The organism is Verrucomicrobiota bacterium (assembly GCA_039027815.1).
In the GTDB taxonomy this organism is placed as follows: Bacteria; Verrucomicrobiota; Verrucomicrobiia; order Verrucomicrobiales; family JBCCJK01; genus JBCCJK01.
In genome coordinates this window covers 1-21,103 of record JBCCJK010000035.1, presented here as the reverse complement: position 1 = coordinate 21,103, position 21,103 = coordinate 1, and the positions used below count along the sequence as shown (strand labels likewise).

General features: G+C 62.0%; 17 protein-coding genes. 4 read left to right on the top strand and 13 right to left on the bottom strand.

All coding sequences use genetic code 11. The features are described from left to right. Positions 1-70: 70 nt before the first annotated feature. The 5 genes from AAF555_09750 to AAF555_09730 are packed head-to-tail and all read right to left on the bottom strand — an operon-like array spanning position 71 to position 6,012. A complete protein-coding gene (locus AAF555_09750; GenBank protein MEM6911851.1) occupies positions 71-586 on the bottom strand; it encodes a hypothetical protein in 516 nt (171 codons plus the stop codon). Next, entirely contained in the window at positions 583-2,121 is a 1,539-nt protein-coding gene (locus AAF555_09745) for a nucleoside hydrolase-like domain-containing protein (protein MEM6911850.1), read from the bottom strand. The genes AAF555_09750 and AAF555_09745 overlap by 4 nt, the downstream gene beginning before the upstream one ends. Before the next feature lie 7 nt (positions 2,122-2,128). Next, positions 2,129-4,102 carry an alpha-1,4-glucan--maltose-1-phosphate maltosyltransferase gene (locus AAF555_09740; protein ID MEM6911849.1) on the bottom strand — a complete coding sequence of 658 codons (1,974 nt, stop codon included), beginning with the start codon at positions 4,100-4,102 and terminating at the stop codon, positions 2,129-2,131. After that, the gene (locus AAF555_09735) at positions 4,077-5,084 is read right to left on the bottom strand and encodes a phosphotransferase (protein MEM6911848.1); all 1,008 of its coding nucleotides are present in this window, start codon (positions 5,082-5,084) and stop codon (positions 4,077-4,079) included. Before AAF555_09735 ends, AAF555_09740 begins: the two co-directional genes overlap by 26 nt. Then, positions 5,071-6,012 (bottom strand): sugar phosphate nucleotidyltransferase, encoded by a 942-nt coding sequence (locus tag AAF555_09730; GenBank protein ID MEM6911847.1) that lies wholly within the window; start codon positions 6,010-6,012, stop codon positions 5,071-5,073. Before AAF555_09730 ends, AAF555_09735 begins: the two co-directional genes overlap by 14 nt. A 34-nt stretch (positions 6,013-6,046) precedes the next feature. Here AAF555_09730 and AAF555_09725 point away from each other — a divergent pair, with 34 nt between their 5' ends. Continuing rightward, a complete protein-coding gene (locus tag AAF555_09725; protein ID MEM6911846.1) occupies positions 6,047-7,213 on the top strand; it encodes a serine hydrolase domain-containing protein in 1,167 nt (388 codons plus the stop codon). A 43-nt stretch (positions 7,214-7,256) separates the two neighbouring features. On the opposite strand, the gene AAF555_09720 is transcribed toward AAF555_09725, so the two are convergent. Both AAF555_09720 and AAF555_09715 read right to left on the bottom strand, forming a co-directional pair. Next, positions 7,257-8,921, bottom strand: coding sequence for a PrsW family glutamic-type intramembrane protease (locus AAF555_09720; GenBank protein ID MEM6911845.1), 1,665 nt, complete (start codon positions 8,919-8,921; stop codon positions 7,257-7,259). A 306-nt stretch (positions 8,922-9,227) separates the two neighbouring features. Next, complete coding sequence (locus AAF555_09715; GenBank protein ID MEM6911844.1) at positions 9,228-9,650, bottom strand: SET domain-containing protein-lysine N-methyltransferase; 423 nt, start codon at positions 9,648-9,650, stop codon at positions 9,228-9,230. 127 nt (positions 9,651-9,777) lie between these two features. Here AAF555_09715 and AAF555_09710 point away from each other — a divergent pair, with 127 nt between their 5' ends. After that, a complete protein-coding gene (locus tag AAF555_09710) occupies positions 9,778-11,325 on the top strand; it encodes an NCS2 family permease (protein MEM6911843.1) in 1,548 nt (515 codons plus the stop codon). 108 nt (positions 11,326-11,433) lie between these two features. After that, positions 11,434-12,855: a sigma-54 dependent transcriptional regulator gene (locus AAF555_09705; protein MEM6911842.1), complete on the top strand. Its 1,422-nt coding sequence runs from the start codon at positions 11,434-11,436 to the stop codon at positions 12,853-12,855. A 242-nt stretch (positions 12,856-13,097) separates the two neighbouring features. On the opposite strand, the gene AAF555_09700 is transcribed toward AAF555_09705, so the two are convergent. From AAF555_09700 to AAF555_09675, 6 genes are all read right to left on the bottom strand, one after another. Next, entirely contained in the window at positions 13,098-14,363 is a 1,266-nt protein-coding gene (locus AAF555_09700) for a PQQ-binding-like beta-propeller repeat protein (GenBank protein MEM6911841.1), read from the bottom strand. 47 nt (positions 14,364-14,410) lie between these two features. Further along, positions 14,411-15,508 (bottom strand): DNA polymerase III subunit beta, encoded by a 1,098-nt coding sequence (gene dnaN, locus AAF555_09695; protein ID MEM6911840.1) that lies wholly within the window; start codon positions 15,506-15,508, stop codon positions 14,411-14,413. A gap of 167 nt (positions 15,509-15,675) precedes the next feature. Further along, the gene (gene dnaA / locus AAF555_09690) at positions 15,676-17,130 is read right to left on the bottom strand and encodes a chromosomal replication initiator protein DnaA (protein ID MEM6911839.1); all 1,455 of its coding nucleotides are present in this window, start codon (positions 17,128-17,130) and stop codon (positions 15,676-15,678) included. A gap of 402 nt (positions 17,131-17,532) precedes the next feature. Continuing rightward, positions 17,533-19,155 (bottom strand): hypothetical protein, encoded by a 1,623-nt coding sequence (locus AAF555_09685; GenBank protein ID MEM6911838.1) that lies wholly within the window; start codon positions 19,153-19,155, stop codon positions 17,533-17,535. Next, positions 19,155-19,820 (bottom strand): HAD hydrolase-like protein, encoded by a 666-nt coding sequence (locus tag AAF555_09680; GenBank protein ID MEM6911837.1) that lies wholly within the window; start codon positions 19,818-19,820, stop codon positions 19,155-19,157. Before AAF555_09680 ends, AAF555_09685 begins: the two co-directional genes overlap by 1 nt. Next, complete coding sequence (locus AAF555_09675; GenBank protein ID MEM6911836.1) at positions 19,817-20,383, bottom strand: 3'-5' exonuclease; 567 nt, start codon at positions 20,381-20,383, stop codon at positions 19,817-19,819. Before AAF555_09675 ends, AAF555_09680 begins: the two co-directional genes overlap by 4 nt. A gap of 105 nt (positions 20,384-20,488) precedes the next feature. Here AAF555_09675 and AAF555_09670 point away from each other — a divergent pair, with 105 nt between their 5' ends. Further along, a complete protein-coding gene (locus tag AAF555_09670; protein MEM6911835.1) occupies positions 20,489-20,935 on the top strand; it encodes a BLUF domain-containing protein in 447 nt (148 codons plus the stop codon). The last annotated feature ends 168 nt before the right edge of the window (positions 20,936-21,103 follow it).

Sequence of the window (21,103 nt, the reverse complement as noted above, 5' to 3'; positions counted from 1 at the left end):
CGGGGTTCAGGTTTCAGGGGGGGAAATCCGTTTGGTGCTTTTCTTGTTGGTCTGAGGTGGCTGCTTGGGATTACGGTTTTTTGGCCCGCTCCTGAAGCTCTCGCGTGCGACCGGCCACGGCGGTCTGGAGGAGCTGGCAGGAATCGGGACGGAGCGCTCCCAGGGGAATGCGAAATTCGGCTTGGGAGGCCAAGGTGAGATGGAGGGCGCGTGGGGATTCCAGGACGCGCGCCTCGGCGACTTCATCCCAGGGAAAGACTTCCAATCTGTCTTCCGGTTTGAAGAGGGGGAAGACTTCCACGCCTACTCCCGAGAGGAGGAGGTAGGTGCGTTTGGCCAGCCAACGGGAGAGCCAGAGGAGGGTGCTGGCGGAGGCAATCGGTCCCACGATGGCCAGCCAGGAGAGAAGGCCGAATTCCCCTCGCTCGGTTTGCAAGTGGAAGGCCCAAGCGCTCCCCACCATGGCTCCACAAAAAAAGCCCGCTGCCAGAAGACCCAAGAGGCTGGCCCAGGCGGAGCGAGTGAAGCGGAGTTCGGGCTGTGGCAAGCTCAGGGTGGGGCTGGGGGAGGGCGGGCTGGGGTTCAATCGATCGGCTCCGCGGGCACGTCGATGACGAGACGGCGGTAGTCGGAGAGCGAAGCGATGGGGTTCTGGTCGCGCACCTCCAAGATGAGGTGGATCTGGGTCCCGGCGGCGTCCTGAGGGATTTCCAGCGAGAGGGAGGCGGAGGCGGGGTCGACCAGGAGGAGGGGCTGCGGGTAGGTCCCGGCTTCTCGGTAGTGCCACCAAGAGAATTCCAGAGAATCGCCATCCGGGTCTTGGCTGAGCGAGGCGTCGAAGTGGAGGGTCGATCCCGGTTGGGCGGCCTGGCGGAGGATGGTGTCGCTCCGGTCGGAGCCGAGAGCGGCTACCGGATGGTGGTTGGCTTCTTCGTAGGGCTGGACGCACCAGTCCATGCGACATTGGAGATTGGCATACATGGCGGGTCGCCATCGCCAGACCGGCACGAATTCGCCCGTGATGGTTTCCCCCGAAAGTGGATTGAGCCAGGTGTCCGCGGCATCGCTATGGGCGAAGAAGGGGGCGCTTTGGCGTTCATCTCGCTTGATCTTGGGATGGCGGGACCAGACGTTTTTGATCTTCTCGCGGGTGAAGCGTCCGCCCCAGCCACCCCAGGAAGGCTCATTGATGTCGAAGAGCCCTTTGTTGACGAGGCCCAGCCAAGGAATGGTGCCACCGCCTTCCATGAACCAGACCCGCTCATTCAAAAGACGCTGCGGGTAGCGATCGCCCAGCGCTCCATGGCCCGTCCGGACGTGCTCTTTGAGCCAGTCGTCTTGCCCATCCGGGCTGTAGTCGTAGGGTTGCCAGAAGTGCGGTCCGATGTCGGCCTTCGGCCCCCCGAAGGAGTAGGTTTGGAAGTTGCTCCGGATCCAGTGAAGGTCGGGATAGCGGGCGCAGAGCCAGGCTCCGGCGTTGTCTTGGGCTCCGTTTTCGTAAATCCGCAGGCGGCCGAGGAGTTCGGCGAATCGAACCGGCTCGGACTCGAGTTCGGCTTCTAGATCGAGGAGGGCTTGGGCGAGGGTGTTGGAGCCGGCGTTCACCACGAGCCAGAGGGGCCGCGGGTCTTCTTTTTGCAGCAGCTCCATCAGCCGCAAGGAGCCGGGGCTGGCTTTCCCGGGGCCGACGTCGTCGATGCCGTAGCCAGTCTGCCCGGTGGTGACGATGGAGCGGAGGTAGGCCGGTTCCGGCCAGCCGCTGGCGTGCAGCCGGAGGTTGGGCAGCACTTTTTCGTAGGCATCGATGAGTTCCTGGAAGAGCTCGGGATGGAGTTTTTGGCGATAGGGGATGCGGCTTTCTGGACGGAGGAAAATGCCGGTTACAGCGATGAGCGCTTCAAGGTCGAACTCATTGCTGTTCATCAGCATGTGGGCTATTTGCTGTTCTTCGTCCGCTTCGTTCCCCATGTCGGCCAGGATGGCGAGGCGGTGGCGCACCTGCTGGCCGCTGCCTGAGTCTGTTTCTTCGGCCTGGGTGGTCGGGAGAGGGAGGAAGAGGAGAAGCGCGAGGCCGGCCGAGAGCCGGAGAGCTGGCTGGTGGTGGGGGCGGCGGGGGGACATGGAGGGCTTAGGGGAGAGAGAGTTCGAAGAGGTGGGCCACGGCTTTTTCGGGGTCGAGGGCGACGTAATTTTCCGGTCCGCTCCAAGAGTAGTGCTTGCCGGTCAGAAGATCGCGCACGGTGAAGCGCTGGCCGGGAGCGAGGCCGAGCGATTCCAAGTGGACGGTTCCTTCTTGTTTCCTCTCGGGGTCCAGATTGACAATGAGAAGGAGGGGGGAGCCGGTTTCGCTGGCCATCCGGGTGTAGGCCAAGAGCTGGTCATTGGCAACGCGGCAGAAACCGACATTGGTGTATTCCTGGAGTGCCGGTTGGCGGCGGCGGATTTGATTGAGGCGCTGGATGAAATCGCCTATATGCCCCGGCTCTTCCCAATCCCGTGCAACCAACTGGTATTTCTCTGAGTGAAGGTATTCCTCTTTCGGCGGGAGGGGTTGGTTTTCGCAGAGTTCGAAGCCGGAGTAGATTCCCCAACTGGGCGAGAGGGTGGCCGCCAGGAAGGCCCGGATCATGAACTTTTCGCGCGGGGCATTCCAGAGTTCGTAGGCCAGGATGTCGGGGGTGTTCGGCCAAAAGTTGGCTCGGTAGAAGTCTTTCATGGGCCCTTGGGTCAGCTCGTTCACATAGTCGATGAGCTCCTGCTTGGAAGTGCGCCAAGTGAAGTAGGTGTAGCTTTGGCTGAACCCGGCCTTGCCCAAGACCTGCATCATGCGGGGTTGGGTGAAGGCTTCGGAGAGAAAGAGGGTATCGGGAAAGCGGCGGCGGACGGTCGCGATGAGGTATTCCCAAAAGGCGACCGGTTTGGTGTGCGGATTGTCTACTCGGTAGAGGCGGACGCCGCGCTCGCACCAGCAGAGCACAATCCGGGTCAGCTCTTGCCAGAGGTTTTTCCAGTCCGCGCAGTGGAAGTTGAGCGGGTAGATGTCTTCGTATTTCTTGGGCGGGTTTTCCGCGAATTTGATCGAGCCATCGGGCCGCTGTTGGAACCAGTCGGGATGCTGGGTGACGTAGGGGTGGTCGGGCGAGCAATTGAGGGCGTAGTCCAGGGCGATCTCGAGCCCACGCGCTTTGGCTTGCTGCACCAGCCATACGAAGTCGTCCACCGAGCCGAGGGCCGGTTCGACCTCGTAGTGCCCGCCGGCCGGCCCCCCGATGGCCCAGGGGGATCCGACGTCGTCTGGCTCAGCCGTTTTGGTGTTGTTTTTTCCTTTCCGATTGGTCTGGCCGATGGGGTGGATGGGCGGGAGGTAGACCACGTCGAAGCCGAGCCGGGCCGCGTGGTCGAGCATCGGGAGACAATCCCGAAAGGTGCCATGGGTCTGGCCATCATGGTGGGCATTGCGCGGGAAGAATTCATACCAGGCCGAAAACCGGGCCCGTTCCGATTCCACGTAGGCTCGCATGATCGGGTGGAAGGTGGCCAGGCGCCGATCGGGGTAGCGCTTCCAGAGGGAGGGCAGGGGCTCGGCTAAGATCAGCTCCCTACTTTCCGCCGGGGCGCTCAGGCGGAGGGCTTGGGCGGCCGTGGCCAGCTGCTCGGCGGCTGGGGAGTGGCCGACTTGGCTGGCGAGGCGAGCCGAGGTTTCCAAGAGGAGCGCCCCTTCTTCGATTTCGACGGAAAGATCGGCCAGCCCGGCGTCCAGTTTCTTCTGGAAGTCGCGCAGCCAGGTGCCGATGTCATCGGGCCAGGCCACGATGGTGTATTCCCAAGCGCCGACCTCGGGGAACCGGAGCTGCCCGCCCCAACGGTCCTGCTCTAGCGGCCGGAAGTCCGACTCGCGCCATTGGCTGTCCCCTGCTGGGCGATAGCAGAGGGCGGCGGCCACGAGGTCATGGCCATCGCGAAAGACGTCGGCGTAGACTTCGAGTTTCTCGCCCACGGTGCGTTTGACTGGATAGCGACCGCCGTCGATCCATGGATAGGGGTTGAGGATTTGCGCCGAGGGACCGGTAGGGCCTTCAGGCAGAAGATCGGAAAGGCTCATGGCGGAGGGTTTCAAAACGGAGGGTGCCGAGGGGAGTGGAGGAGAGCGGGCTTTCGGCGAGGACGAGCCGGAGGCGCTCGAGGGCAGGGGGAATGTGTTCCAAAAAGGCGGTCTTGCCCTTTTTCAAGGAGAGATAGCCGTAGGCCCCGAGCGCTTGCATGAGGCGCTGGAGCGCGCAGTCGCGCAGGAGCGAGGGATTCACCTCCTGCGCGAGCGCTTCTTGGTAGACCGCGAGAAGTTGGCTGCGTTCGTTTTCGGTAAAATCGACGTAGGGATCATAGAGGAAAGAAGCGAGATCGTATTCTCCCCGGCCGGGACGGAGTCCCTGGTAGTCGATGAACCAGGTCTGGCCTTGGTGCCAGATCAGGTTGTGGCTCTGGAAGTCCCGATGTACCAAGCAGCGTGGTAGGGCCGCCAAGTCGTCCCGGAGGCGGGCCAGCTCCGGGTGTTCTCGTAGCGAGGCGATGCTTTCTTCTTTGAGTTGGCTGAAGGGAATCACGAATTCATTGAAGAAATAGTCCTGCTCCCATTGGTAGAGAAGGTTGTCGAAGGCGAGTTGGACATGGCTCCCGAGGTCGTCCGTCTGCGCGAGGGGGAAGCGGTGGAGCCGGGCCACGTGAGTCAGGGCGGAGGCACAGGCCTTGAGGCGATCTTCGCTTTGGCTTTGGGCGAGGGCGTAGAGATCGGTTTCGCCCAGATCCTGTAGCCAAAGGCGACGAGCCTTGAGGTCTTGGGCCAAGATCTGGGGAACGGGGACCCCGACCCGTTCTGCCAAAAAATGAGTGAGCGGGGCAAAGGATTCGTTCTCCTGGCGCTCGGTTCCGTAGACGGAGAGGATGCAGGGCTGGACGCCGGTGATCCGGTAGTAGGCGCGATCGGAGCCCCCTTTCAAAATGGGTTCGAGCTGGAGCGCGGCTCCCTCCTCCAGCGAGAAGGCACGGCGGGTGGCTGCCAGGAGGGTGGGGAAGTTAGAAGTCGACATCTTCCTGCCTTCCTTCTGCCAACTTTCCACTTCTGACAATGCAGCGTCGCAGACGCGCGCCCGCTGCCACCTGGGCCCCTGGCCAGAGGAGGCAGTTTTCCAAAGACGCTCCCCGGCCCACTTGGGCGTGGGGGCCGATCCAGGTGGCGTCATCCAAGAAGACGTTTTCCGCGATGGCCGCCTCGTCCGCGATGCGCGGGGGGAGCTGGGCCAGGGGAGGCTGGCGGTGCGCTTCCAAAAGCGCCTCCCTCGTGCCCAGGTCGAGCCAAGCGCCTTCATCGATGACCACGCCTCCGAGACGCCGGTCTTCGAGGGCGGCCAGAAAGGCTTCGATCACGGAGACCTTCTCCGGCGGGTCGGGCAAGAGGTCGAAGAAGGCCGGGCGAACGAGGTAGATGCCGGTGAATTGATGGGTGCCGGGGCGGTTGGCGACGCGTCCCCGGATGTCGGTCACGCGACCCTCCTGGTAGGCGAGATGCCGGGCTGGGCCCTGGCTGCGGAGGAGGAGGGTGGCCAGGTAATCGCTTTCCTGGTGCGCTGCCAGCGCCGGTGCGAGCGGGAGGGTGGCGAGGATATCGCCGTTGTAGACGAAGATCGATTCTTCGGGAGGGAGGAGGTCGCGGATATTGGCCAGGCCTCCTCCGGTTTCCAGGATGTCTGGTTCATGGCGAAAGAGCAGGGGGCGTCCGCGATAGTGGGCTTCGGGGAAATGGTGGGCGAAGCGATCTGCCAAGTGGTGGGTGTTGACGAGGAAGCGTTGGCAGCCGACCCGGAGGAGTTGGTCGAAGGCGTGCGTCAGGAGGGGAACTTGGAAGACCGGCAAGAGGGGCTTGGGCTCGCTCTCGGTCAGGGGGCGAAGTCGGGTGCCAAAGCCGGCTCCCAGAACAAAGGCGGTCGTCACGAGGGCAGCCTGCCGGGCAATTCTCATTTGTCATGGGAGTTTTCTGAGACGAGTCCATGCCATGCTGATCGCGAGCGAGGCCCAGTTGGAAGCGGTCAAGGAGGCTTTCGAAGACAATTTCACCCAACGCCGGGAACTCGGTGCTTCGCTCTCTATTTGGAAGCAGGGCCGGGAGGTGCTCTCGCTCCACCAGGGATGGTGCGAGAGGGAGCAGGAACGACCCTGGACGGAGGAGACCTTGGCGGTGGTTTGGTCCTCGACCAAGGGCCCGGCCTCGGCCTGCGTCTTGCGCGCCTTGGATGAGTCTGGCGGGGGTTTGGAGACCCCGGTGGGGGAGGTTTGGCCAGCGCTGCGGACGGGCCGCTTGACGATGGGGCAGCTGCTCTCCCACCAGGGAGGGCTGGCGGTTTTGGACGAGGCGGCCAGCGTGTTCGACTACCCCGCAGTGGTCCGCGCGCTCGAGGGGCAAGCGCCCCACTGGCAACCGCCTCGGCACGGCTACCACCCGCGGACCTTTGGCTTTCTCTTGGACGAGGTGGTGCGTCGGCTGGCGGGCGGGGAATCGCTCGCCTCGTATTGGCAAAGGAACTTCGCGGCGCCCCTCCGGCTGGATTTCTGGATCGGCTTGCCCGAGGCGGAGGAGCCGCGCGTGGCTAGGCTCTATCCCGGACGCATGCCGGGCCGAGCCGAGGAGACCGCACTTTACACGGAGTTCATTCAAGCCCACGGGGATCCCGCTTCGCTCACGGCAAGAGCCTTCGCTTCCCCGCGTGGCTTGGGAGGGGTGCAGGAGATGAATCAGCCTCGGGTGTGGCGAGCGGAATTCCCTGGATTTGGAGGCATCGGCTCGGCCCGCTCTCTCGGGAAGTTCTACGCCATGATGGCCCAGGGCGGCTTTTGGCAGGGCCAGCGCTATCTCTCCGAAAAGGTGCTGCGGTGGATGCGCACGGCCCTCACCAATGGCCCGGATGAGGTGCTCAAACTCCCGGCCAGTTTCACGGCAGGTCTCATGAAAGATCCTTTGGGAAGAGATGGCCGGAAGAGCCGCCTGACTTTCGGCCCCTCCACGAGTGCCTTTGGCCATCCCGGGGCGGGCGGGAGTCTGGGCTTCGCCGATCCTGAGAACGGCCTGGCCTACGCGTATGTGATGAATCAGATGGAGTTCGGGATTCTCCCTGGCCAGAAATCGAACGCCATGGTGCGGGCGCTTTATGGTCTGGCAGGATAGCCATCCTTTGGGCCCTTCTCCCAGCCAATTCCGCAGCTTGGTATTACCAGTTTCCTTTCGAGCTGGGGAGGAGCGTGGCGGTCTCGGGGGCGCTGGCCTTTTTTCGGCGCGAGGGATGCATGACCAAGTCGAGTCCACGATCGACCCGATTGAATTCCCGCAAGAAAAAGAAGCCCACCAGCGCCACTCCCACCAGGAGCGAGCCAAATTCCTCGAACGCGGCCCAGATCGATTGGTGCCAAGCCACCCGGAAGAGCGAGACACTCGCGACCGCCCCCATGGCAAAGACATAGGCCTCGGCGCTCTGGAGGCGTGCCTCGGGATGGGGGTCCCGGCGCTGGCGGATGCAGTGGAAAAAGGCCCAGCCCGTGACCAAAAGAATCAAGAAACTGAACAGATGGTAAGGAGCCCAGGAGGGCAGGAGAGAGAAGGCGTTCCAGGTTCCGTGGGCCACGAGGCAGCTCACAAAGACCAGCACCAAACAAGCAAGCGCCTTTCCATCGCGCCGGCGGACCAGGCCCATGAGCGCATAGCCCGTGATCCCCGCCCAGAACATATGGAGAAAGCTTGCGAAGAGGAAGCGGAAGAGGGGGAAGGTGCCCACGTCCATGAGGTAGGTCGTGTTCTCACTGGCCGCGAAGCCCAGACCGAGGGCCGCGCTGGCGAAGATCACATGAAGACGTCGGGCCCGGATCAGAAGAAGCGCCGGGGCCAAGAGGGCCAAGAAGCTCAGCTTGGACGCCTCCTCGCGCAGCGCGAGACCGGTCACGCTCTCCCAGAGCAAGTCCCCTTCGCTCAGACCGGCTCCGAGAGTGGAGAGGCCACCGTGCATGGCCTCGCCCAAGAGCGTCAGCACGGTCGCGCTCGCTCCGAGCAAAGAGGCCATCACCCCTACCCCCAAAACCTTCCAGTTTTGCTGGTCCACCTGGCAAATCAAAATCAAAAGCGCAAAGCCGAGTAGCCAGAGATAGAAGGCCGCCAGTCCGGGGTAACTGAAGGCCTTTTGCACTTGGACTTGAAAAAGCGTCACCAGGAGATCATCCCAGTGCTGGAGCGCCTCCCAGACCTCAGCTTGGGCGGGCAGAGGGGCCCAACTGCGGAAGCCGGGATGGGCCGTCAATTCCTGGAGGGCGGCGCGGTCCCCTTGCAGGGTGGCCAGCTTCAGCATCCAAAAGAATGCATACTGCGATTCCCACATGGCGAAGGCCTCGGCGTAGGCCTGGCGCGCCTTGGCGATCTGCCCGGTCCGACGCAGCACATCCGCCTCCATGGTCGGCATGCGCGCCACGGAATCCCCCCACTGGGCCACCACGCGATTCCATCGCAGCGCTTCGTCTTTCTCCTGCCGCGAACCAATGGCAGCCATCCGCCGATGATAAGCCCGGTAGACGGCGCGGTCCTCTTCCCGAGGGACCCGCATGAGAAGGTCCGCCAAACCGACTTCACCCCGCTCAACCGCCCGCTGGAAGTGAAAAAGCGCCTCGTGCCCCTCTGGCTTCCAGGAAAGATGGATCGACTCGCCGCTCAGGACCCGAATGGCCGAGAGAGGTTCCTGCAAGACCGCATTGACCTTGGCCTGTCGATTGGCCGCGGCGGCCGGTTCCGAAAGAAAGGACGCCCCCAAGCCCAGACCCAAAAGCAGGAAGAACACGAGAGCCAAGCGCCCCGGTTTCTCCGGCAAGAGTTCCATGCGCAAGCGACGCCACATACAGATCCCCATCCTAGCAAAAAGTTCCCGCTCTGGGAATGCTAATTTTCTAGTAATTATAGAGTCCAGAGGGGAGCCAACCCGAGGCCGAGGAGGGTCTGATACCAACCTCCAGAATTCACTGGTAGAATGGAGGGAAGGTGTTGTGGGGAAGAGGCGCTGAAGCGCGAGGAAGGGAGAGCCGGTGTCTTTCGAGCCAGCCCTGCGTTGCTCCTCGGTTACGGTGCCTGTACCGCGCCCTCGTCGCGCCTTGGTCTGGCCCGAAATCCACTCGGCCATTCTACCAGCCAATTCTCCAGCTTGGTCTTAGCCCTCGGGGTCGAGCGCGAGGGCCTCCCAGTAGTCCTTGCCGTAATCGAAGAAAATCTCTTCGCCCGGACGGATTTTTCTTTTGGCCCCGATGCGGGCTTTTTTCCAGCGGGTGGTCACGATGAGTTCAGCGTTCGGTCGCTTCCCGTGGTGATTGATGAAGCGGGTGTAGTTGCCGCCGGTGGCGCCGTCGATCCAGCAATCCTTGCAAACCCAGACGAGATAGAGGGAGCCGAGATAGGGCTCGCGTTCGGCTTGTCGATCGCTCAAGACTTTGCCGAGGTAGGGGCCGATGGTGTCGTCCGGGAAGATGAGCTTCTTGGCAAAGAGGCCGCGCCCCGCGCCGGGAATGGTGGAGGGTTTGATCTCGAAATCTTCCTCCTGCCACACGGTGCGAGGACGGGTCTTCGGCTTGGGCATGCCTTCCGATCGCTTCTTTCCCCTGTCTGACAACGAAAGATCTCCCTTCTTTCCAGTCCCTCCCGCCGGAATTGGCGCGCTTTTCCGCTTGCCCACCCCGCTCCTACCAGTCCTGTGCGGGAGGCTTATGAAACGTTTTGTCAAAGGCGATCTCGACGGGCTGTTCGCCCTCGGCCTCGACAATCTCGTGACCCTGCTGCTCATCGGCAGCCTTTGGAATTTTGTTCTCGGCTTCGAGGCCGAAATTCTCTTCACGAAGGTTTTCCCAGCCAACGCGGTCGGCCTGCTGGTGGGCAACCTCATTTTCTCCCGCATGGCGCACCAACTGGCGGAGCGAGAAGGGCGCGAGGATGTCTGCGCGCTTCCTTACGGCATCAATCTGCTGACGATTCTCGTCTTCACTTTCGCCGTCATGCTGCCGGCCAAGTTGGGCGCTCTCTCCGAGGGGCTCTCGGAAGTCGAGGCCCAGGAAATCGCTTGGCAGATCGGCTTGGTCGTCTGCTTGGTCTCGGGACTGGTCGAGACCCTCGGCAGCTTGGTGGTCGTTTGGCTGCAACGGGTCACCCCGCGGGCGGCCCTCCTCTCGGCCATCGCTGGGATCGGCCTCTTTTTCATCAGCGCGGATTATTTTTTCCGCAGCTACAGCCATCCCCTGGTGGGCTTGCCCACGCTCCTGCTGATTCTCATTCTTTTTTTTGGTCGCATGCACTTTCGAGTCAAGGTGCCGGGGGGCTTGATCGTGCTGGCCCTCGGGACCCTCATCGCCTGGGCCCAAGCTGGGTCAGGTCTGAGCGGGGCGGTCGTCCCGGGCAGCCCTCTCGCTCCCGAGTTCCTCGGCTTCCACCTCCCGCTGCCGGCGGTGGGCGAGATCTGGCAGGCCTGGGCCTACCTGCCGCAATTTCTCCCGGTGGCGCTGAGTATGGGGATGGTCAGTCTGACCGGCTCGCTCATGAACCTGGAAAGCGCGGAGGCGGCGGGCGATCGCTACCCGGCTCGCCCCGCCCTCTTGGTGAACGGAATCGGCTCCATGGCCACGGCCCTCTTTGGCTCGCCCTACCCCACCACGATCTACATCGGTCATCCCGGCTGGAAAGCTCTCGGGGCCCGCGCGGGCTACTCCACGCTCAATGCCGCGCTTTTCACGGTCGTTCTGCTGACCGGCAGTATGAGCTTCCTGGCCTGGCTCATTCCCATCGAAGCCGGGATGGCCATTCTGATCTGGATCGGGCTCATGATGACGGTCCAAGCCTTCGATAAGGTCCCGCGGGCCCACATGCCAGCGGTGGCCATCGGCTTCCTGCCGGCCTTGGCCGCCTTCGTCAATCTCTATGCCACCCGGGCGATTGGGGCCGTCGGCGAGACGGGCCAGGCCAGTGCGGCCTTGGCTGAGGCCATTGAGCTGCCTGGACTCTTTGCGCTGAGTGCGGGCTACCTTTACACCTCGCTCCTTTGGGCGGCCTTGGTGGTGGCCATCATTGAGCGGCGCTTTCTGACGGCGGCCGTCTGGGCGCTCGGCGGCAGTCTTTTGGCGGCGCTCGGCTTCATCCATGGCTACACCTTTGAATACCCGCGCTACGCGGAAGTGCTCCAGCCTTCCTTGGAATGGTCCGGCTATTACTTGCTGGCGGCGCTTGTGCTGGCGGGCACTCCCTTTTTCATGCGACGTTCGGAGTGAGCACCGCCGGGTGGTGCTTCGGCGAGCTGGACCCGGTTCGTTTTCCCGCTCGCTATCGCTTGCACCGGGCTGCGCGGCAGGCTTGCTTGCTCCATGGCGGCCGCGCCCGTGAAAAATCCGCGAATCCTCATCGTCGATGGCCAGGAGAAAGACGCGGCCCGGACGGCGGCCCTCTTGGCACCCTTGGGGGCGGAATGCCAGGTGGTCAGCGATGGCCAGGAGGCGGCCGAGCGAGCGGTCCAGGAAAAGTTCGATGCCGTCATCACGGAGTATCGCTTGGAGGGCTTGGGCGGCTTGGCCCTGCTCCATCACATCCACAAACGCAAGCCCCGCCTACCCTTGATCGTGCTCACGAGCGGAGGCGGCAGCCACACCGCCATCGAGGCCATCAAGCTGGGGGCCTACGATTTTTTGGCCAAGCCGGCCGAGGCGGAAGAGCTGCAGGAAATCGTGGCCGATGCCATCCGGGACGCCCGCCAAATGTCCAAGCCCGTCTCTACCATCGAGCGGGACGAGAGCGAGGACGTCATGATTGGGCGCAGCCGTGCCATGACGCAGATTTACAAAGAGTTGGGCAAGATCGCGGCCACCCCGGTCACGGTCCTGGTGCGGGGGGAGACCGGCACCGGCAAGGAGCTGATTGCCCGCGCGCTTTACCAGCATGGCCACCGGGCCCATCTCCCGCTGGTGACCGTGAATTGCGCCGCCATCCCGGACAATCTGATCGAGAGCGAACTTTTCGGCCACGAGCGCGGGGCCTTCACGGGCGCTGTGGGCCAGCGGATCGGGAAATTCGAGCTGGCGCACAACGCCACGCTCTTTCTCGACGAGATTGGTGATCTCAATTTGCCCCTCCAAGCCAAGCTGCTCCGCGTGCTGCAAGAACGCACCATCCAGCGGGTCGGGGGCAAGGAAGACATCCCGGCCGACGCCCGCCTCATCGCCGCCACCCACCAGAACCTGGAAAAGATGGTGGCCGAAGGGCGCTTTCGCGGGGATCTTTTCTACCGACTGAACGTGGCCAGCCTCACCCTCCCGCCCTTGCGTGAGCGCCGGGAGGACATCCCGCTGCTGATCGAGTATTTCGTGGGTCGCTTCGGTCGGGAGCTCAGTCTCACCAAACCGGCCATCACCAAGGACGCCGTGCGCTACCTCTGCGATCTCCCTTGGCCGGGCAACATCCGCCAACTCCAAAACGTCCTGCGTAAGGCCCTTTTGAAATCGCGGGAGTTTGCCATCAATCGAGATACCCTGAGCGACATTTTGCGCGAGAGCGAGCAAGCCGTCGATGGCGTCCTCAGCGACACCTTGAGTGCCTTCGTCCAAAAGACCATCCAGAAAGCGGTCGAGGGCGACATCGAGGCCGCCCTCCCCGAACTGAACAAAACCTTCGAAAAAGAGATCTACCGCCAAGCCATCCAGCTCTCAGGGGGCAACCAAGCCCAAGCCGCTCGTTGGCTGGGGGTGACCCGCTTCACCATGCGGGAGAAATTGACCCAGTTCGAACTCCGGCCCAAACGCGGAAAGTAGCCCCCGCCCTCCGCTGGGGGTTCGGTAGCTTGGTATAATACCAACCACCAGAATTCACTGGAAGAATGGAGGGAAGGTGATGTGTGGAAGAGGCGCTGAAGCGCGGGGAAGGAAGAGCCGGAGTCTTTCGAGCCAGCCCTCCGTTGCTCCTCGGTTACGGTGCCTGCACCGCGCCCTCGTCGCGCCTTGGTCTGGCCCGAAATCCACTCGGCCATTCTACCAGCCAATTCTGCACCTTGGTATTAGAGAGCGGGCCCGATCCCAAAGAGTTCTCGTCCGGTGCGGACCAGGAAGCGCTCGGGAGCGACCGCGAAGCCATAGACAATGACCTTGTCCTCCAGGGGCAGCGTGTTCACTTGGAGCACGGTGGGCTGGGCGGGGTCGGCGTCCATGACCACGCCCGTGCCATCTTTGCAGAAAAAATAAAGTCGCTCTCCCGCAGCCAAAGGCGAGGCCCAGCAACTATCGGGAAGCCGGTGCTCCCAACGCTGGGTGCCATCCGCCAAGCGCTGGGCTTGCAAGGTGCCGGCTCGGTTGATGTAGTAGACGGTTTCGCGATTGATGAGCGGGGAGGCAAAGCTGCTCGTGACCGACTCGGCCCGCCAGGCAAAGGCATAGCCCGCCTCTTCTTCCTCCGCCTCCAGGCGGATGGCCAGGCTCTGCTTCGGCGAGGAGGAACCAATCACGACGAGCGAGCCATCGCTGCTGGGCGAGGCCACGGTGTTTCCTTTGATTCCCTCCATCCACCAGACTTGGCGGCCGTCACGGACTCGGCGGCCTTCCAAGATCCCATTGGAGCTGATGACCAGCTGCCCCTTGCTCTCCAAGTAGAGCGGCGTGCTCCACGAGATGCGTGGCTCGCGATCCTGTTTCCAGAGGTCCTGACCCGTCGCCCGATCCATCGAAAGCAAGTAGGAGGGCCCATCGTGCTCCAGCAGGAGAACGAGCGCCCCCGGCACCTTGACCAAGGAACTGCCCACCCCATGTCGCCCTTCGAACTCGCCGAATTCCTCCGTCAACTGGCGCGACCAACGAAGATCGCCCCCGTGGGTCAGGCTGAAGAGATCGCCGCTTTCAAAGAAAACATAGAGGGCCTCTCCATCCACCACGGGCGTGGGGGCCCCCTGGGAAATCATGCGGCTGACCTTTTTCACGGGTGCGGAGGAGGGAAAGCGCTTTTGCCAGAGCCGCTCCCCAGTGGAGACGGCGAAGGCCTCGACAAAGAGATCTTCCTTCTGCTCCCCCCCGGTGCTGGTGACGAAGACCCGGTCTCCCCACACCACGGGGCTGGATTGCCCAAAGCCCGCCAAGGGAACCCGCCAGGCAATGCCCTCCTCCTCTGACCAAGTCAGCGGGAGGTTTTCTAGGTCAGTCTGGCTGAGACCTTGGCCTCGAAAGCCGGACCAAAAGTCCGCCCGGGCGGTGCTCCAGAAGGCTAGGAGGCCGAGAGCCGCTGCCATGAGAAAAAGACCGGTTGTCGAGGAGCGGCGGGAGAGGAGGCAGGGCATGGGAAGAGCGGGTTGGCTGTTTCTACCCTACGCTTCCGCTCGCGCTCTCAGCTACTGACCCGCATGGGCATGAGGACGTAAAGGAAGGTCCCTTGGTTTTTGAAAACGCCCGGGCTCATTTCGTCGATGAGATGGAGATGGAGTTCATCCTCCTCCAAATTGCGGAGAGGGGCCATCAGGAAGTCGGGATTGAAGGCGATGGCCATTTCCTTGCCGCTGTAGGCAATGGGGATCTCCTCCTTGGCCTCCCCAATGTCGGGTGCATTCGCGCTGATGGTCAGGCTGTCTTTGGCGAAGACCATCTTGATGGAGTGGGATTTTTCGGTCGTGAGGAGCGAGACGCGGTGAGCGGTCGTGAAGAGCATTTCCCGGTCGATCGTGACCCGCTCGTTGGTCTCCATCGGGATCACTTGCCGGTAGTTGGGGTAGTTCCCATCGATCAATTTGCTCACGAGAAGATTTTGATTCAGCTCGAAGGAGATCTGCCCATCGCTGATGCGGATGGTGAGTTCCCCCTCGTCCGCCAGCAGGCGAGACAACTCGGAGACGGCTTTGGCGGGCACGATGATTTCGGTTTCTTGGCTTTGGGGAAACTCGACCTCGAGATCCACCATGGCCAGCCGCCGCCCATCGGTCGCCACCATCGTCAGGCGACCTTCCTTGAACGAGAAAAGCGTGCCGTTGAGGACGTAGCGGGTCTCATCGCTCGAGATGGCATAGCTCGTCTTCTTCAGGCTATCTTTCATGGCCGCCTGCGGAAGGGTGAACTCGGTGGCCTGGCCGAAGTCGGGCAGAGGCGGAAACTCCTCTTCATCCAAGCCCAGGATTTTGAAGAAGCTGGGGCCGCTCTGGATGGAAGCGACGTTTTTGCTATCGACCGAGATCGAAATCTCCGAAGTCGGGAGCGCTCCGATGATGCTGCCGAGTCGACGGGCTGGCAGGGTGGTGGCCCCACGCTCCGTGACTTCGGCCGCCACTTCTCCCGTGACGCCGACGTCCAAGTCGGTCGTGGTCAGCTTGAGTTTCCCGTCGGCCGCCTCGATCAGGACATTGGAAAGGATGGGCAAGGTGGTGCGCGCGCCCACCACATGTTGAACCTGCTGCAAACCTGCCGAAAACGCCTCCTTCGATACCTGAAACTTCATGGATGCTCTTGGGTGCGGCCCCTTCTGAGATGGGCCGGGTCCCGCATTCTGCACAGGTTCGCAGAGACTGTCTAACCAAAAAACGTTCTCGAGCGCGAAACGCAATCACTGACACCCAAGCGCCCAGGAAACCACAAGATCTTGGGGCTGGCCTGGCCGGGGCGGAGTTAGCGCTGTTGCACGAAGTCTTCCAAAAGGAGCACCGCTTGCCGGGCGGCGCTGTCGGTCTCCATCCGCTTGGTGACGGCCTTGCAGGCATGGATGACCGTTCCGTGATCCCGCCCGCCGAAGGCCTCGCCGATGTCCGCCAAGGAGCTGGGAGTGAGCTGCCGGCTGAGATACATGGCTACTTGCCGGGGAAAGGCGATGTGAGCGGGCCGACGCCGGCTCGTCATGTCCGCGACCCGGATGTCAAAATGTTCCGCCACCTTTCGCTGAATGCTATCGATGGTGGGCACCTTTTGCACTTCTTCCCGGAGGAGGTCTTGCAAGAGGATTTCCACTTCGTTTTGGCTGGGCATCCGTCCTTTGAGCGAGGCGAGGGACGCCACCCGCATCAAGCCGCCTTCGAGGCGGCGGACATTGCGCCGAATTCGTTCCGCCAAAAAACGGACCAGGTGCGGCTCGATGGGTTGGGGCCAGGCCCGCATCTTTTGGTTGAGAATCGCCATGCGGGTTTCGGTGTCAGGCGCTTGCAACTGCCCGGATAGACCCCACTCGAAGCGGGAGATGAGCCGCTTGTCCATTTGGGAAATCTCGCAGGCCGGACAATCGCTTGAGAGGACGACCTGCTTGTGGCCGTCCAACAGGGTGTTGAAGGTATGGAAGAACTCATCTTGGGAGCGTTCCTTGCCGCCGAGGAACTGGACGTCGTCGATCAAAAGGACATCGGCCGTGCGGTAGCGCTTGCGAAACTTCGGCAGAGAGTGGTTGGAGATGGCTTCGATGAACTCGTTGGCGAAAGTCTCCGAGGTGAGATAGAGCACCCTGGCTTTGGGGGAATTTCGCAAAATCTCATACCCGATGGCCTGCATGAGATGCGTCTTGCCGAGCCCGCTCTCGCCGTGGAGAAAGAGCGGGTTGTAAGAACGAGAGGGCGCCTTGGCCACGCTAATCGCGGCGGCTTGGGCAAACTGATTGGCCGGGCCCACCACGAAGGTGTCGAAAGTGAAGTCGGCTTTGAGTCGCGCGTTTTTGAGCTTTTTCTCCTTCGCGGAGGCGCTCGTTTTGGGCTTGGTGATCGGCGTTTGGTGGCTAGACGAGCCCGCGCTCTTCGCCTTGTCCGGAGACGGCTTCGTCTCCTGGGCGCTAGTCTGAGAGGAACCGGCCTTTCCGGTGAGAGAAGTCGATCCCTGGCAGTTTCGGGTGACACAAAATTCCACCGAGACCTTCTCGCCATCGAGGGCGGCGAAGGCCTCTTCCACCAGCGCCTGGTAATTGCTCTCCATCCAGAACTGATACATCTGGTTGGGAACGCAAACCTGTCGCTTGCCATTCGTCAGACCGCTGCAGGAGCAGTCAGCAAACCAGCGGTCAAAAGCGGCCGGGCCGACCTGATCGTGGAGGAGGGTGCCCACCCTTTCCCATTCGGACGTGCCCTCGGGGAGCTTTGATTCAGCCATCACCGTGTCGCTGATCCAACTCCCTCAAACTGAAGCGACTCCAACGACCCTAGGCGGCCACCCCAACCCGGCAGAAGCCAGAGGAGGGAGGGGCGATGCCAAGTAAGAAACCTTTAGTAATAGATTAGTGTTGAAAGAGTTATGCATTGTAGACAGAGGTGAGAGGAGAGGCGGGGGGGCCAGGAGAAGACCCTTCCAAAGAGCCCACAGAGTAGCGACAAAGCCCTCCAAGACACAAGCTCTTTTCGGTCGATTTCCTAAAATTCTTCACTCGAAATTCGCTTGACGGGAAGGAATCTTAAAAAGTTTTTCGGAACGTTCCACAGAACAACCGCCCGCCCGCTTGGCCCGGGCCAAGGAAAACCACGGAGAGGCAGCTTCTTTGGTTGGCTGCACAGAATGTTACTGAGAAACGCGCTCTTTTTCGGGCCAAAACCAGCCACAGGCGAAAGTCACGGCCGTGGTGACCGGCCAGGCCCAGGCATAGCAGAAAAGGGCTCGCACGCCATCGCCTGCGTCATTCATTTCGAGCGTCGGGAGCGCGGCCGCCCAAGCCACGGGGAAGTCCGCCAAAAAGAGCAAGACCCAAACATCCACCCGCACCAGCATCACCAGAAGAAACGAAATCACAAAGCCTACCACTAGTCCCGGAACCCGCCCCCTTCCGAGGATGGAACACAGAAGCAAGGCTAGGAGAGGCCCCATGGTGTAGGAGGTCATGCCGAAGGCCAGACTGATGATGGGGATGCCCTCGCGGATTTGATTTAGCCCCAGCGTGAAGAGGATGAGGAGCAGGCCCCAGGCCCCCACCAGCCAGCGGGACTTGGCCACCAGGTTCATGGATTCCAGTTCCTGATCGGTGCGGGTTTCCGGTCGATAAAGAAGAGAGAGAGTGGTTTGGCTGAGGGCGGCCAGAATGGAGTCGAGACTGGAAATGGCGGCCGCAAAGACGCCGGCCAGAATCAGGCCGGAGAGCCCTGGAGGCAATTCCCGGACGATCCACATGGGGAAGATGTAGTCGCGCGAGGTCCCCGGGACGGGCACCTGGCTGCCGCCGACGGTTTCGCTGCCCGTTTGGAGGAAGGCCCGCTCGACCTCGCCCATGGGGTAGACGTGGTAGAAGACAAAGATGGCCGCTCCCACCAGCAGCATGAGGAGGGTCAGGATCTGGCCTAAAGAACTGAAGACGAGCGCTCGGCCCGCTTCTTGGGCGTTGCGACAACAGAACATTCTCTGGGCGTTCAACTGATCGACCCCAAAGGCGGTCAGGTTCTGGAAGGGGACCGCCAGCAGGGCCACCCAGAAAGTGAATTCCAACTCGGCGCGGAAGCCGAACTCCATATCGAGCAACTTGGTGCGACCAAACTGATTGGCCAAGCTCCAGAACTCTCCCCAGCCCCCTGAGAGGCTGGTGATCGCCAAGACCAAGGCAATGAGCCCCCCCGTCAAAAAGAGGGCGAATTGCATGACATCGGTCCAGATGACCGTCCGCATGCCCCCCATGAGGGTCCAGCCGATGGCGAAGAGCCCAATGATGACAATGCACCACTCCAGGGGGAGCGGGGTCACCAGCCGCAGGGGCAGGGCCGCCACCAGGACCCGAACCCCCTGGCCCAAGATGCTCCCCACGGTGAACATGACGGTGGCGAGCGACTTGGCGGCCCGTCCCAGCCGCTGCCCCATGTAATCATAGGGGCTGTAGATTTCCCGCTCGTAGTAAAGAGGCACGATAAAACGAGCCACCAAAAATCTCGCGAGGATGGAGCCAAGCGCCCATTGCAAGTAGCGAAAGTCTCCTTCGAGCGCAAAGAGCGTTCCCGGCACTCCGATGAAGGTGACCCCACTGATCTCGGTAGCGATGAGTGAGCCTGAGACCGCCGGCCAAGGGAGCGAGCGCCCCCCCAAAAAGAAATCCCGGATGGTGGCTTGCTTGCCCCGCATGAGGTGGCCCACCCAGGTGGTCAGGCCGAGGTAGCCCAGGACCACCAGCCAGTCCCATACGGTGAAAAACTCATGGATCTCCATCAGGCGTTGGGTGGCAGCAGGAGGTGCTCTCCGAGCACTTGCAATTCGGCGGGGTCGCTCAGGAGGTAGTCGGGCGAATGGGCCGCGAGCGCGGAGCGACTATTGAAGCCCCAGGTCACCCCGGTCACCGAGATGCCCGCCTTCCGCGAGGCCTTCATATCGCGAATTTCATCGCCGATATACATGATTTCCGCCCGGTGGAGGGAGAAGGTCCGACTGATCGATTTGATGTGTTTGGCCTTGCCGCTGAGCTTGGGCACCGAGCTGACGAAATCGAAGAGATCGAAGTCCTTCAAGCGCAGGAATTCCTCGACGTTCTCGACCGAGTTGGAGGTCAGGATGCCCATCAATTGCACCTTCTCCCGAAGGCGCGAGACCGGTTCCCGGATGCCCTCGACCAAGTCGATCTCCTGGAGGCGGGAGCCTAGCAGGCGCTTGCCCTGAAGGAGGAGCCTCGGCACGTCCCGCTTGCGGATTCCCAGGTGGCGGATGAGCTGGCGGGTGCTCATTTCGCGCAAGTCCTCCATGGCGTCCTCGGCCACCTCCGGGAGCCGGAAGGCGGGCGCGAGCTCATTGAAGACGAGACGTGCTTGGGCCAGGGTGTTGGCCAGCGTTCCGTCGAAGTCGAAGAGGAGGCAGCGGTATCGCATAAGGGTCGTTTTCACGGAGAGCGCCGCTCCGCCTGCTGGTAATACTGCGAAAGATCGGGCTTGAAAAGCAGTTCCAGGGGTTGCTCGGAAAGTTGGCAGCGGGCGATGAGGTCCCGCAGGACCAGCAGGCAGGCGGCGGCATCAAAAAGCGCTTCGTGAAAGGCTCCCTGCGGCAGCAGTTCCGCGAGCGATGCTTGCAGGCCGAGGGCCGCCACCACATCGCTTAGGCGATGGCGGGGCAAGGCGGGCAGGACCGAGCGGGCCAGCGGCAAGACATCGATCCAGGGGCCGAAGCCATGCAGGGGAAAGGTCCGCAAGAATCGCTTCTCGGTGCCCGCGCCGTAGGCTACCACCACCCGGTCGCGCAGGCGGTGCACCAAGTCCGGCCAAAGGCTGACCAGGCTGGGGGCGTCGGGCGTGCTGGGCGAGGCGAGGCGACGGCCCCAGGCGAGGTCGGGTCGCCACTCCAGATGCTCCATCAAAAAGAGGCCCACTTCGAGCGGCTGACCGCTCGCGCGCGAGGACTCGAAGTCGATGGCGCAAAAGCGCTGCTGGGCGATCGGGAGAGCACAGTCCACCGGAAAAGCTAAAGGGGAGTGGCTGATCCTCAAGCTCGACGCTCTTTTGTCTTGAGCGGGGCTGGCTCATCAGGTAAAGCACCCTTCCCGCTGTTCACTCATCTTATGAAGCCGGAGTCTTCCACGGAATCGATTTTCACCATCTGTTACATCAGCAAGGAGTCCAAATCCCTGAACGACAAACAGGTCGCTGACCTACTCACCAAGGCCCGAGAGAAGAATCGTCGCCTGGGCGTGACCGGGCTTCTCATTTACGAGGCCGCTCACTACATGCAGGTCCTCGAGGGCAGCGAGTCGGTGGTGAAGGAGCTGTTTCAAAAGATCAGCCAAGATGAACGCCACCACGCCGTCCGACAGCTGGCTGGCGAGCACCGGGAATCCGGGCGGATCTTCGGCGATTGGTCCATGGCTTACGGACAAATTTCGCCTGCCGACAAGGAGCAGATGGACCAGTATCACACTCTCCTGAGCCACCTGAGCGATGGCGTGGTGCCGCTCCAGATGACCGACGAGATCGTGAATTTCATCCGCTCGTTCGAGGATCTTTCCTAGTGTCCTGTTAGGGAAGAAAGTATCATTGATAATTTGTACTTTTTCTCCGATGGTCGAGTATGCAAGTATGGCAAAAGGACGACCGAAAGCACCGTTGGAATTGAGCAAGGAAGAGCGCGAAGTGTTGGAGAAAGCGGCACGTAGGAGGACCAAGGCAAATCAAGATGT